General features: G+C 52.9%; 10 protein-coding genes. 4 read left to right on the top strand and 6 right to left on the bottom strand.

Going from position 1 to position 13,176, the window contains the following annotated elements; translation table 11 throughout:
* Positions 1 to 32 precede the first annotated feature (32 nt).
* Positions 33 to 2,189 (top strand): dihydrolipoyl dehydrogenase family protein, encoded by a 2,157-nt coding sequence (locus QQJ87_RS02350; protein WP_284279721.1) that lies wholly within the window; start codon positions 33 to 35, stop codon positions 2,187 to 2,189.
* 4 nt (positions 2,190 to 2,193) lie between these two features.
* Here the strand turns inward: QQJ87_RS02350 and QQJ87_RS02345 are convergent, their stop codons facing one another.
* The 3 genes from QQJ87_RS02345 to QQJ87_RS02335 form a co-directional block, all read right to left on the bottom strand.
* Positions 2,194 to 5,391 (bottom strand): CHASE domain-containing protein, encoded by a 3,198-nt coding sequence (locus QQJ87_RS02345; protein WP_284279720.1) that lies wholly within the window; start codon positions 5,389 to 5,391, stop codon positions 2,194 to 2,196.
* A gap of 44 nt (positions 5,392 to 5,435) precedes the next feature.
* Positions 5,436 to 6,464, bottom strand: coding sequence for an MBL fold metallo-hydrolase (locus QQJ87_RS02340; RefSeq protein ID WP_284279719.1), 1,029 nt, complete (start codon positions 6,462 to 6,464; stop codon positions 5,436 to 5,438).
* An 85-nt stretch (positions 6,465 to 6,549) separates the two neighbouring features.
* Positions 6,550 to 7,149 (bottom strand): cytochrome P460 family protein, encoded by a 600-nt coding sequence (locus QQJ87_RS02335; protein ID WP_284279718.1) that lies wholly within the window; start codon positions 7,147 to 7,149, stop codon positions 6,550 to 6,552.
* Positions 7,150 to 7,370: 221 nt separating this feature from the next.
* On the opposite strand from QQJ87_RS02335, the gene QQJ87_RS02330 reads away from it, so the two are divergent.
* Both QQJ87_RS02330 and yihG read left to right on the top strand, forming a co-directional pair.
* Positions 7,371 to 9,104 carry an alkaline phosphatase D family protein gene (locus QQJ87_RS02330; RefSeq protein ID WP_284279717.1) on the top strand — a complete coding sequence of 578 codons (1,734 nt, stop codon included), beginning with the start codon at positions 7,371 to 7,373 and terminating at the stop codon, positions 9,102 to 9,104.
* A gap of 35 nt (positions 9,105 to 9,139) precedes the next feature.
* Entirely contained in the window at positions 9,140 to 10,069 is a 930-nt protein-coding gene (gene yihG, locus QQJ87_RS02325; protein WP_284279716.1) for a 1-acylglycerol-3-phosphate O-acyltransferase, YihG family, read from the top strand.
* Here the strand turns inward: yihG and QQJ87_RS02320 are convergent.
* Together QQJ87_RS02320 and QQJ87_RS02315 are read right to left on the bottom strand one after the other, a co-directional pair.
* On the bottom strand, positions 10,055 to 10,582 hold the full coding sequence (locus QQJ87_RS02320) for a copper chaperone PCu(A)C (RefSeq protein ID WP_284279715.1): 528 nt from the start codon (positions 10,580 to 10,582) through the stop codon (positions 10,055 to 10,057). The two genes, yihG and QQJ87_RS02320, sit on opposite strands and share 15 nt — an antisense overlap.
* A 10-nt stretch (positions 10,583 to 10,592) precedes the next feature.
* Positions 10,593 to 11,276 (bottom strand): DUF4197 domain-containing protein, encoded by a 684-nt coding sequence (locus tag QQJ87_RS02315; RefSeq protein ID WP_284279714.1) that lies wholly within the window; start codon positions 11,274 to 11,276, stop codon positions 10,593 to 10,595.
* 83 nt (positions 11,277 to 11,359) lie between these two features.
* Here QQJ87_RS02315 and QQJ87_RS02310 point away from each other — a divergent pair, with 83 nt between their 5' ends.
* Positions 11,360 to 12,172 (top strand): MBL fold metallo-hydrolase, encoded by an 813-nt coding sequence (locus tag QQJ87_RS02310; RefSeq protein ID WP_348534570.1) that lies wholly within the window; start codon positions 11,360 to 11,362, stop codon positions 12,170 to 12,172.
* Position 12,173: 1 nt separating this feature from the next.
* On the opposite strand, the gene QQJ87_RS02305 is transcribed toward QQJ87_RS02310, so the two are convergent.
* Positions 12,174 to 13,100 (bottom strand): patatin-like phospholipase family protein, encoded by a 927-nt coding sequence (locus QQJ87_RS02305; RefSeq protein WP_284279712.1) that lies wholly within the window; start codon positions 13,098 to 13,100, stop codon positions 12,174 to 12,176.
* Between the last annotated feature and the right edge of the window lie 76 nt (positions 13,101 to 13,176).

Below are 13,176 nucleotides of genomic sequence, written 5' to 3'. Positions count from 1 at the left end.
ACCCGCAGTCTGAACGCCAAAAAGGACATGAAATGAAACGCTCAAAGCTATTGCTGACGGGTTTGATTGTAGTCGCGATCGTTGCCTTTTTTGCATCGGGCCTGCAGCACCAGTTTACGCTGGCCAATTTCAAGGCCCAACAGGCCCATTTTTCGGAATTGAACCACACCCATCCGGTTGTCACTGCTGGGGTGTTTTTCATCTTGTATGTGCTGGTCACAGCCCTGTCGCTGCCGGGCGCGGCCATCATGACTTTGGTCGGTGGCGCCCTGTTCGGCCTTCTGGAAGGGTTTTTGCTGGTCAGTTTTGCATCCTCTCTGGGCGCAACGCTGGCGTTTCTGGCCAGTCGGTTTTTATTAAAAGACTGGGTTCAAAGCCGGTTTGGCGAACGGTTGAAAGCAATCAATCAGGGCGTTGAGAAAGAAGGGGGTTTTTACCTGTTCACTTTGCGGCTCGTTCCCGCTTTTCCGTTCTTTGTCATCAATTTGGTGATGGGTTTGACACCCATCAAACCGTTCACCTTTTATTGGGTCAGTCAGCTTGGCATGCTGGCGGGCACCTTTGTGTACGTCAATGCGGGCACGCAGCTCGGCGAGATCAATACACTGGCCGGCGTGGTGTCACCCGGTCTTCTGGCCTCCTTTGCGCTGCTGGGCCTGTTTCCCCTGATCGCCAAAAAGGCACTGGATCAACTCAAGAAGGCCAAAGTCTACAAGGGCTTCAAAAAGCCCAAAACCTTTGATCGCAACATGGTGGTAATCGGCGCTGGATCTGCCGGCTTGGTTACCAGTTACATTGCGGCGGCGGTGCGCGCCAAGGTCACTCTGGTGGAGAAGCACCGAATGGGTGGCGATTGCCTGAACACCGGATGTGTGCCCTCCAAGGCCCTGATACGTTCGGCCCGGTTTCTGTCCCAGATCGAGAATGCAAAATCGCTGGGTATTCGTGACGCCACGGCCACGTTCGCGTTTTCTGAGGTCATGGAACGTGTTCAGCGAGTGGTTAAAACGGTGGAACCTCACGATTCCATTGCGCGTTACAACGAACTGGGTGTGGATGTGCGCGTAGGCTCTGCACGCATCGTGAGCCCCTGGGCGGTGGAAATTGAAGCGCCAGACGGCACGCGCGAGACCCTGACCACCCGGAACATCACGATTGCGACGGGGGCCAGGCCTTTCGTGCCCAACATACCGGGCATTGAACACACCGGCTATTACACCTCGGACACCATTTGGGAGTTGCGTGAGCAACCCGAAACGCTTTTGGTGCTTGGGGCGGGGCCCATCGGATGTGAGCTGGCCCAAGCCTTTTCACGTCTTGAAAGCAAGGTGGTGCAAATCCAGCAGGGGGATCGAATCATGCCCCGTGAAGATCAGGAAGTGTCGCAATACGTGCTCGAACGCTTTCAGGCCGAAGGCATTCAGGTTCTGCTGAATTCTGAAGTGGTTCGGTTCGCTCTGGAGGGCGATCAAAAGGTGGCATTCGTGCAAACCAACGGCTCCAGCCAGATGCAAAAAATTGAATTTGACACGCTGTTGGTTGCCGTCGGCCGTGCAGCAAACCTGACGGGGTTTGGTCTGGAAGAATTGGGGATCGAAACGGGCAAAACCGTCATCACCAACGAATACCTGCAAACCAAATACCCCAATATTTTTGCAGCGGGCGATGTTGCCGGACCCTATCAGTTTACCCACACCGCCGCACACCAGGCCTGGTACGCGGCCGTCAACGGATTGTTTGGCCAGTTCAAGCGCTTTAAGGCCGACTATTCGGTCATCCCTTGGGCCACCTTCACCGATCCGGAAGTGGCCAGGGTTGGCCTGAACGAGCAGGAGGCCATCGCGCAGGGCATCGCGCATGAGGTGACACGTTACGGTCTGGATGATCTGGACCGGGCCATTGCAGATGAAGCAGCCCATGGCTGGGTCAAGGTTTTAACACCACCGGGCAGCGATCGAATTTTGGGCGCAACCATCGTGGGCGATCACGCAGGCGATCTGATCGCCGAGTTTGTGCTGGCCATGCGTCACGGTTTGGGGCTGAACAAAATTCTTGGGACGATCCACATCTACCCCACCTGGACAGAGGCCAACAAGTACGCGGCTGGCGTCTGGAAGAAAGCGAATGCGCCTGAAACGGTTTTGAAATGGGTTGAGCGTTTTCACCGCTGGCAACGCAAATCAAAGTAGGGCGTTAAACGGTCTGGCCTTGCCTTTTGAGCAATCGCGACAGGGTTTTTGCGATCTTGACGATTTCAACCGGCTTGGTCAGAAAGTCATTCATTCCGGCCAAGCGACACGCTTCCTCTTCTTCGATTGATGCGCAGGCCGTCAGGGCAACCACTGGCAATTTCGATGTAGGCCCAGGCAACATCCTGATCCGGCGGGTGGCTTCAACGCCCGTCATCACAGGCATGTGAAGATCCATCAACACCAGGTCAATGCTCTCATCGGACTGAATGGTCTCCAGCGCTTTCAAACCGTTTTCAACCACAGTAATCCGCATGCCCAGACGCATGAGAATGCTTTCAATCACCTTCTGGTTGAATGCATTGTCCTCAACGACCAGCACATGTCTGCTTTTCAGGTCCTTCGAATAGCCAACCGCCCTTTCGATTGCACTGCGATTGTCAATTGCAAGGGCAGGGCTGGATTTGCATCGAAGCTTCACCGTGAAAGACACGGCAGTTCCTCGGCCGGCTGCCTGCTCAATGGTCAGTTCTCCACCCATCAACCCCGTTAGTCGGTTGGCAATCGGTAAGCCAAGTCCGACGCTGCCAGGTGCACGGGCAGGACCGAGATCCGTTTGTTCGAATGGCTGCAAAAGGTGATTAACCTGCTGTTGCTCAATGCCTGGGCCCTGATCGATAACTTCCGTTTGCAGGGTGCATTGCGTGTCATCCCTTTCAGGCACACACAGACGCACCAGCACTTCACCTTGATCCGAGAACTTCAAGGCGTTGGACAACAGGTTGGACAGCACCTGCCGATAGCGCAGTGAATCGCCTTGCACTTGGGCAGGAATCAGGGCATCCGCTTCCATGCGGATTGACATTCTCTTTCGCTCCGCTTGAGCCCGGAAGCTGTCGATCACCTGACCAGCCACCTGCGTGGCGGAAAAATCATCGTCATGAATTTCCACCGTACCCGACTCGATTTTTGCAAAGCATAAAACATCGTCCAGAACCGCCAGAAGGTGTTCGGAGGCGTCCTGGATGCGCGACAACTTCTGGAGCTGATCCGGATCTCGAACCTCGTCAATCAGCAATGCATTCAAGCCAATGATGCTGTTCAGCGGTGTTCGAATCTCATGGCTCATATTGGCCAGGAAAAGGCTCTTGGCCTGATTGGCGTTCAAGGCTTTGTCGTTTGAATTGCGCAAAGCCTGCACGGACTCCGCCTTCAACAAAATACGCACCAAATCTTCCATATACAGCCTGCACTGCAATTCGTCTGAATTGGAGAATCGGGACTCCGCGTCAGCCAAGCCCAGCACGTAGACTTTGCCAAATGCCTCGCTAGACGGGCAAATCAGCAAGTTCTGGCATTCCGAAAAAACAGGATATTCGGTGCCCAACACATTGAATTGAGGCGTGTTTCTGCGCAAGGTGATTTGATCTTTGGCCGCATTCTGAATCAGGGACATCGCGCCATTTTCAGCTTCAATTGGCAACACTTCGCAGCGCGTGTAATCACTGCCGGGCATGTAGGTCCAAACCTTGTGGTGCTCACAGGCATTGGTCAATTCCACCAGAAACAGCTTTTTGACCAAAAACAATCTTACAAGATCCGCAAACGCCTGGCTTAGCACGTCCTGGAGTGAGGCTTCCTGAGGCATTTTGGCCAATTCAATCAGCGCCATCATGCGACGATCGCTGATTTTCAAGCGTTCCTGCGCTTCCTCCAGGCGCCGTGTGCGTTCGGCAACCAGCTCTTCAAGACCATCTCTGTAACGCTCCAGCTCCATTTCGTTGCGCCGACGTGGAGACACATCCTGAACCACACCTTCGATAGACATCAATTGGTGTTGGTCGTCGAGCACCACGCAATTGGATCCGGTGATGATCAAGCCACCGTCGTCAGTCACACATTGAAACTCTTGCGTGAATGCGCTGTTATGCCGGTTTTGAATGGAACGCGCCAGCGCTTCCGACACGTCTGAAGCTGGATGCGAACTGTTCAACAGCTGAACCAGATTTTCACCTTCTGACAACGCCGGCAATTGTAGCAATCTGGGCAGAGAGGGGCTTGCATACCTCAAAACGCCATCGGCGTCGCAACTGTAAAAGGCATATTGGCCTTTCAAGGCGTCCATCAAGCCTGAACGGCGGGCCTGGGCCAGCGCCAGACTCTGATTCACCGCAGCCAGCTTCTTTCGCTGGTTGGCCATGTTCCAGATAATCAAAAACAGCAACAAATCGATGACAAAACCCGCCACCAGGATGGCGTTGGACTCAGTTCGGTTAAAACTCTCTTCAAACGCGGGTGTGGAACGAAACACCACAGTCCACTGACGACCTTTCAAAGGCAATTCATCCACGTATTCGCGAACGCCTGACTTTTCACCAGCGTTCAAGGATGAGTACAACAGGCGCGCTGGATCAGGCGAAGAGGAATCGTAAATTTCAAAAGTCAGGGGCACGTTGTAATCCCCCAAAACACCCTGCATCAAATCGCGCACTCGAAATGGGCTATATAGCACGCCTCGAACAGCGGCTCTGCGTTGGGTAATCGTGAGGATCGATTTTTGCGGATCGTACACGGGCAAATACATCAGGAATCCGGGCTGCACGTCACTCTCTGTTTCCTGCACGAGTTTGACCGTACCGGAAATAACGGTATCCCCCCGATCAATGGCGAGATCAATGGCCTCACGTCGAACAGGCTCCGAGTACATGTCGTAACCGAAGGCGCGGCGGTTTCGCTCGTCGAAAGGTTCCAGAAAAAGGATGGGGGCATACAAGGCGCGCTTGCCCGGCGGATTGACCTCAAAGCCACTGAACCCTTCGCTTTGAACGCCCTGTTCAAATTTTGGCAGCTGACTTTCAGTGACGATTTTGGCGTAGCCAAAGCCCTGTAGCCCTGGAAATGTTTTCTGCAGGCGCAAGTCTGCAACGTATTGCTTCCAGGCCTGGCGTGAAGGTGTGTTTTGCGTATTCAGGAATGCCACGCCGCCACGAAGGGCCTGTTCATACAGGCCCATGCGGTACAGAATTTTTTGATGCGCTTCCTGCGTGTCGTGCGCGAAGTGTTCCTGCGCACGTCTTTCAATGTATTGGTTCGAAAACATCCAGCTGGCGAATGTCACCAGCGTAGACAGAACAAGAACAACCCACGCAGAGAGTTCAGTGCGAAAAAATCCCGCCTTCAATGAAAAAGGCTGCTTGATCATGGACAACCCAAATGGGGGAGAAATAACCCAACCAGTGTAGTGGGTCAGGGCTGATTCAGAACCAGTGAATTAAAGCTTAATAGGAGTCCTATTTGAATCTTATCTCGATCGGCCAATGCTTTCAGATGACTGGCCGTGGTCGTCATGTTGTCAATCAAGAGAGGAAAGGGCTTCAAAGGCAGCAACTGTCCGTTCGCCATCAAAGGTTGCGTAAAGTCATCCCAATGAATCAAATAAACCTGTCGGGCGTGTGTCTTTTCAACGATCTCAGACCAATACTGATCCATGTAGCCTTCGGACAGCTTTCCCAAACCGCCAACCCCGAGAAAGACAACCGAGCAGGTCACCCCGTCTGATTGACCGGGAATGAACCCCGCCGTGGATTGCAGACAAGCCAATGGTTTGCGATCTGACCCATATGAAATGACATAGGTGTAGCTGGTGCCCTCTTTCATTTCAAGGGCGTGAACCGGAAGCTCAATGGGCTTGGCAATGACGCCACCTGTGAAGCCGGTGGGCGCATGCCGTGTTGGAATGGCCTGAATGTGAAAATCGCCCACATTTTCAACCTGTCCACCCCTCAAATCAATCAGTTTGTCATCGGGTACATCCTGACCTTTGGCGAAATTCAGGGTTGAGCTGGATCCAAACAACATGGCCTTGTATCGTCGGGCAATGTAGGGGGAATCCAGCAGATGGTCAAAATGGGAATGCGTTACGAACACCGCAGAAATGGCTGGCTTGACCTGCAGCTTTTGAAACATCAGGTTCAGTGCATCGTCAATTCGAGGTTCGTCTTCGCGCAGTCTACCAAACGCAACCCGCATTTTCGAAGGGCGTGAAAAGAAACCATCGAAGACAATCGTGTGTCGGCCATCCGAAACACCGAATGAGGAAACACCCAGAAAAACGGCCCTGACGACGCCCTGGCCAAATGCGCCAATGTGCTCAGGTGGATTTGGTAAATCAGGCACTGGCGGATATCTGTTCACCATGGTGAGGACGTAAGCCGTCACCCCCAGGCAAATCAATACCAACAAGCCCGCCAATTTTTTGAGAATATTGAAAAACATTCACAGCCCTCCCCGATCATATTGTCACGTGGCTGTGAATGTTTTGTGGCGATTTTGACCGGAACTGGTCAAAAATCAACGCTGATTAACGGATGTAGTTGCTTACTTTGCCGAAGTCTTGCGCATTCATGGCAACCAGACCTGCGTGCTGCTTCATCAACTCGCCGTAACTTGGACCGTCTAGGCTGGCCCTGGTGTCGAAGTACTTGTCATAGTGAAACATGAAGTCTTTGTCGCTCAAAGGCATGTGGCAACCCCGGCAGGTGTTGTAATCCACTTTCAACGGCTGACCATTGGCCGAAAATGCACCGAAAACCCAGTCGCCAGTTTTCATGCCTTCCGGTGCGGATGCACCCCAGCCCTTGCCTTTGTACATCACAAACACTTTTTCCAGCTCGGTCTTTTGCAGCTTGCCGCTGCCGTCTTTGCTGGCCTTGTAAATTTCCATCACGCTAACCGTGCCATTTGCAAACGCCTGGCCCTTCTGTGCCTTTGCGCCTGTCTCGTTGATGTAAATGTCACGAATGTGGCCATCCGGCTTTTCAATACCCGTCAGATAAGTCGGCCAGCTTTTGTAATTGGGCATGGCCATTTCGCCATCTTTAGGCGCTGGCCCAAACATGGAGCCTGCCGCACAGCCCGCCAATATGGATGCAGCACCCGCAGTAATCAAAAGTTTCTTCATAATCTCCCCCGAAAATGGACGTCAGCGTATGCGACCCCAACAATCAAGATAACCAGTCCCCTGAAAACTCACAAGGATTCAAATTTTAAGCGCTTGGATGCAAGGGTTTACCCTAATCATTTGTGACAATTTGAATAGCTGTCATGTTGAGTCCCCTGTCAAAACCAAAGCGCACTGACCACAGGTAACAGTCAGACATACAACATTTCTGGAATCCGCTCATGTCAGCCCCAAAACGCAAGCGAACCCGCGCAATTCGACGATCCGGTGTCAACCGGCGGCTGTTTCTCAAGGGGCTTGGACTGGGCGGTGCAACGCTGGGCAGCGGGCTGGGTTTAAGTGCGTGTTCCGGATCAGGCAACAGCGATGCGTCTTCCACGGTCAACACAGGCACCGGGGCACCGGTGGGTGCCAATCAGTCCAATGGCGTACAGCCCGTCCGTTTTTTACACGGCGTTGCATCCGGAGACCCCACGGCCTCTGCCGTTGTCTTCTGGACGCGGGTTACTGTGCCAAATACGGAACAACGGGTTGCAGTGCGTCTGGATGTGTTTGAAGACGACGCATTACAGACCTTCGTCAAGTCTGAAGAATTTGTGACCGACGCCAGTCGCGACTTCACGGTCAAAATTGATTGTGGCGGTCTTCAGGCAGACCGTTTTTATTTTTATCGTTTTTTAAGCAATGGCGTCAGCAGTGAAATCGGGCGCACCAAAACAGCCCCCGCAGACACCAGCACGCGCGCCCTGAACTTCGGGCTGGTCAGCTGTTCCAGCCTGGGTCATGGTTATTTCAACGCCTATGGTCAACTTGCAAAGCGAAACGATCTGGACGCCATTGTTCATCTTGGCGATTACATTTACGAGTACGGAAACGGCGAATACGGTGGCATTCGGCCTTACCAGCCCAGCCATGAAATTCTGACCTTGAGCGACTACCGAACACGTCACGCCCAATACAAACAGGACGCAGACCTTCGTCAACTTCACCTGCGCTATCCCTTCATTACCATTTGGGACGACCACGAATCGGCTGACAACTCCTATCACGATGGTGCGGCCAATCACACCGAAGGCGTGGAAGGCAAATGGGTGGACCGAAAAGCTTACTCGCAACAAGCCTATGACGAATGGATGCCGATCCGGCTGCCAGAGCCCGGAAACCGAAACCGCATCTTCAGAACCTTGAAATTTGGTCAAACTGCCGAATGGATTCTGCTGGACACCCGGCTGTATGACCGCGACGTGCAAGCAGCAACGCCCATCAACCCGCTGGACCCATCCACCGCCAATGCCGATCGCCACATGATTGGGGACGAACAACGCGCCTTCCTGATCAACAACATGCGGCAATCCACGTCACAGTGGAAACTGATCGGCAATCAAGTGGTGTTTCATCAATGGATCATCAAGCCGGGGCTAAACAACCCTGCACCCAACCCAGTGCAGACGCTGGTTGCGCCTTCGGGGCTGAATGGCGATTCCTGGGATGGTTACAGCGCTGAGCGTCAAAAGATCATCAATGCGATCCGTGGCGAGAACGGTCAGGCACCAGTCAACAACGTCGTGTTTTTGACTGGCGATGTACACAGCGCCTGGGTTGCCGACATCACAGACAATCCAGAGTTGCCGATCAGTCAGGCAGGTGGCTACAACCCGTTGACCGGCCAGGGCAGTGTTGCCACCGAATTTGTGGTCACATCCGTCACTTCACCCGGATTGCCATTGCCTGATCAGGTCATTCAAGCCATTCGACTTTCCAGCCCACACATCAAGCACGTCAAGATGTCAGAACGGGGCTACAGTGTGTTGCGCGTCGGTGCAGACAAGACCACCTGCGAGTACTGGGCCGTCAGTACCATTCTGGAACGGGGCGGCACTGAATACTTGTCTGCCTCTTTCGATGTGCTGAAAAATGCCAACCACATCGACCAAGGCTTGCCGGGTTTGATCTGAGGGCGTGTAATATCCGTTCAGTGCAAACCCCCTGAGTGAATCCCGTGCCACTGTCCCGATTCCTGCCCCCCGTTGTTGTTGGTGTACTAACTGTCACAATCATGACGCTGTGCATCACCATGTGGTTCATCATCATGCTGCCGTTCATTGTTTTGCGGCTTGTGCCCGTGCACGCCATACAACGGTTTGCCTCTGCTTGCTGCGTCAAAATCGCCACCTGGTGGGTTGCATCTGATCACCTGATTTACCGGGTCATGCACAGCCAGCAAGGCGAATGGACCATCAAAGGCAGCTTCAAGCCGAACAGCAGCTACCTGGTTGTCAGCAATCACGCCGCCTGGGCCGACATTGTTGTGCTTTTTGATGTGCTACATGGCAAAGCACCCTTTGGCCGTTTTTTCCTGAAAAAAGAACTGATCTGGGTGCCCATCATTGGTGTGGTGTGCTGGGCCATGGATTTTCCGTTCATGAAACGGCACAGCCGCCAGGCCATTGCAGCCAACCCTGCACTGGCCACCCAAGACATGGAAACCACCCGAAAGGCCTGTGAGGTTTACAAAGCCAACCCGGTGACTGTCATCAATTTTATGGAAGGCACGCGTTTCACAGAAGCCAAGCGCGAAAAAACCCGCTCAAGGTACAAACACCTGCTGAATCCGAAATACGCAGGGCTGGCCACTTCCCTGAATGCCATGGGCGAACAGTTTGCCGGACTGGTCAATGTGACCATTCGCTATCAACCCGTGAAAGGAAATGTCACCTGGTCATGGCTGTGTGGGAAGCAACCCCACATGCAAATTCAGCTTGAAGTGGTCGACATTCCCAAGGACATGATTCAGGGCGACTATCAGCAAGACGCCAACTACAAAGCGGCATTCAAAAACTGGGTCAACGCCCTGTGGGACGACAAAGACGCTTTGTTGTCGGCCCAGCAATCGAGAATTGACGAATTAATGCGCCATTGAGGCCATGGGTGGCTGATCGGCCACAGTGGCTTTGACCGGAATTTCCAGCTTTTCACCGGCTGCGGTTTCAATGAACAGCTGCAGATTGACCGTCTGGCCCACTGTCAACGGGCCTTTCAGATCCATCAACATGATGTGATAGTCATTGGGTTTGAAATCAAATTCCATACCCTTCTTCAGGGGCACAGAATCCACCTTGCGCATGCGCATCACATCACCATCCATGGTCATGCTGTGAATTTCGGCCACGCCGGCCGCGTCAGAAATAACACCCACCAGATTGCCGTCTACAAAGGGTTCCAGCGTCAAATAAGCGGCGGAGGTCTTTAATTCCGGACCGGCCGAACGCACCCACACATTGCTGACCTTGCAAGGCATGGTCATGTCTTGGGTGTGCATGGCAGCACCCGCCTGACCACCCATGGCCATTGCCGGGTGCTCTTCGTGTTTGGAACACGCCTGAAGGGCAGCTACTGCAAGCCCGGCCACAAGTAGTGTGCGCACATGTTTCATGACTGTCTCCTTATTTTGAGAATACTTTTTTCAACAACACATTGCCGGTTCCCGACGGGTTTGCACGTATCGCCTTTTCTTGCTGGGCAACCACCAAATAAAGCCCTTTGAGCGCCCTTTCGGTCACATACCCGTCCAGATTAGATTGCTTTGCGTCTTGTAAACCCAGGCGAATGCCTTTCTGTGCAATCAAGTCATACTGCGCGCCTAGCCCCAGCTCCTCACTCTTCTTTTTCACCAAGGGCAACAACTGTTTGTACAGCTCTTTTTCGGTCTTGTTCTTGAAAAACGAACTCAGTGCATTGTCCCCACCGGCCAGCAATTGCCGCGCGTCTTTTGCGCTCAATGATCGAATGCTTTTTTTAAACAGGGTTTTTGCCAGGGGCAGGGCCTGTTCGGCAGCGCGGTTCATCGACAGCTCAACCGTGTCCAGCTCTTTGCCCATGCCGATCATCTTCAGCAAGTGTTTGTTGTCATCCAGGCCCACAGGCAAAGGAATGTGAACTTGCGCATTGTTCATGAATCCGTTTTCCTGACCCAATTGCTGCACCGCTGCTTCAGTGGCCTTGTCCAGGGTAATTCTTAATACACTGTTCGCCCGCCAGTTGCTTAGCCCACTGACATTGGCAGCGTGTGCATTGAAAGCGCATGCCAGACACAGCAAACCGAGCAATTGCTTTACTAAATTCTTCACAAGGAAACCTCACGGGTAAAAATTTTTTACTGTTTCTAGTCTATCGTTGAACCATTGCCATTTCTGGTTTTGAGGTCTGGTTCATGCGTATCCACCATTTGAATTGTGGCACCCTCTGCCCCTACTGTGAAAGACTGATCAATGGCAAGGGTTCATGGACCAAACCCGGCAAGATGATATGTCATTGCATGCTCATTGAAACGAACCAAGGGTTGGTTTTGGTTGACACAGGCTTCGGAACTTCAGATATTGAGAACCCTGGGCAGCTTGGAAAACCATTCTTGGCCCTGACTGGCGCACAACTCAACCCATCCGACACCGCCCTTGCGCAAATCACGGCCTTGGGCTTTCAGCGCGAAGACGTTCAACACATTGTTCTGACCCACCTCGATCTTGATCACGCCGGCGGTATTTCTGATTTTCCAAACGCCAAAGTCCACGTGTATCGGCCTGAACACGAGGCCGCCATGCATCCTTCATGGCGAGAGAAGAGCCGCTATCGCCCGGCTCATTTTAAACACAATCCGAAATGGGTTTTGCACGATTCCGGGGGCGACCAATGGTTCGGCTTTTCCGGCATTCAAGTGATTGAGGGGCTCGGCGATGACGTTGCTTTGATTCCATTAACCGGGCACACACAAGGTCACTGCGGTGTTGCGGTGCGTTCTGCAGGTGGATGGAAGTTGCATGCCGGAGACGCCTATTTCTACCATGGCCAAATGGAAGCGCAGCCACATCAACCCGTGGGCCTGAAAATCTTCGAAAACCTGGTGCAAATCAACAAACGGCAACGCCTTGAGAATCAGCTTCGCCTGCGTGAACTGGCGTTGGAACACCGGGGGCAGGTGGAAGTGTTTTGCGCGCACGACCCCGTCGAGTTTGAACGATACGCCTAGTTTATTGCGCCGCGTTTGCGGCCAAAGTCAGTTTCGCTTTAGCTTGCGCAATGGCCTGCTGAATAAGCGGCAGTTTTTGAATGGTGCTTCGCTCGCCTTCCAGAATCAGATCGTGTTTCTGATCAAGATTCAACAGGTCTGCGCGTTGCACATTGGGCTGAATCACCACATCCGCCTGCGCAAGCTCCATCTTGATGGCCTGTAAACTCAAGATGTTGATGCTTTGATCCAGCATTCCCCAAAAACTCAGGGCAGATGCGCTTTTTTTGGGTCGGGCAGAAATGTCCACCGCAATCACAACATCAGCGCCCATGTCTTTGGCAGTCAGCACCGGCACCGGGCTGACCAAACCACCGTCTACGTATTTTTTACCATTGATAACCGTAGGCAAAAACACATTCGGAATGCTGCAAGAGGCACGCACGGCCTGGCCGGCATCTCCGTAATTGAAATTGACCTTTTCACCCGTTTGCAAATTGGTGGCCACCGCAGCAAACCGAATCGGAAAATTTTGAATGGGTTTGTTGTTGACCTGCTTGTCGATGAACGACTGAAGTTTTTCGCCCTGCAAAAACCCTTGCGATGACAAGGTGAGGTCTCGAAGATCCGATTCCTGCAGATTCAACGCTGTTTTTTGAAGATCAAACGCGGACATGCCGCTGGCGTACAAGGCGCCCACAAAACTTCCCGCGCTGGTACCCACCACAATGGTGGGCTTGATGCCATGTGATTCAAGCACTTTGATCACACCGACATGCGCAAAACCCTTGACCCCACCCCCACCGAGTACCAAAGCAACCACGGGCTCACGCACCTGCACAACAGGCGGAGGAGCTGACGCCGTTTTGTCGTTTGATTTGGGTAGAAATGAACAGGCACCGAGGGAAAGGGCCACAAGACCCAGACAGGTGCGCAGCAAAGACTTCATGGTAAAAACTCGAAAGGGAATTGCGCGGTGCAGCAATTCTACTCCGAATTGCTGACCGTGCTTAGATGGAATCTTC

Source organism: Limnobacter litoralis, from assembly GCF_030160455.1.
In the GTDB taxonomy this organism is placed as follows: domain Bacteria; phylum Pseudomonadota; class Gammaproteobacteria; order Burkholderiales; family Burkholderiaceae_B; genus Limnobacter; species Limnobacter litoralis.
This window is presented reverse-complemented; position numbering and strand designations above follow the sequence as displayed.

Excerpts from the sequence above, each read along its gene's own strand:
- QQJ87_RS02350 (WP_284279721.1), top strand. The coding sequence starts at position 33 with ATGAAACGCTCAAAGCTATTGCTGACGGGTTTGATTGTAGTCGCGATC.
- QQJ87_RS02345 (WP_284279720.1), bottom strand. The coding sequence starts at position 5,391 with ATGATCAAGCAGCCTTTTTCATTGAAGGCGGGATTTTTTCGCACTGAA.
- QQJ87_RS02340 (WP_284279719.1), bottom strand. The coding sequence starts at position 6,464 with ATGTTTTTCAATATTCTCAAAAAATTGGCGGGCTTGTTGGTATTGATT.
- QQJ87_RS02335 (WP_284279718.1), bottom strand. The coding sequence starts at position 7,149 with ATGAAGAAACTTTTGATTACTGCGGGTGCTGCATCCATATTGGCGGGC.
- QQJ87_RS02330 (WP_284279717.1), top strand. The coding sequence starts at position 7,371 with ATGTCAGCCCCAAAACGCAAGCGAACCCGCGCAATTCGACGATCCGGT.
- QQJ87_RS02320 (WP_284279715.1), bottom strand. The coding sequence starts at position 10,582 with ATGAAACATGTGCGCACACTACTTGTGGCCGGGCTTGCAGTAGCTGCC.
- QQJ87_RS02310 (WP_348534570.1), top strand. The coding sequence starts at position 11,360 with ATGCGTATCCACCATTTGAATTGTGGCACCCTCTGCCCCTACTGTGAA.
- QQJ87_RS02305 (WP_284279712.1), bottom strand. The coding sequence starts at position 13,100 with ATGAAGTCTTTGCTGCGCACCTGTCTGGGTCTTGTGGCCCTTTCCCTC.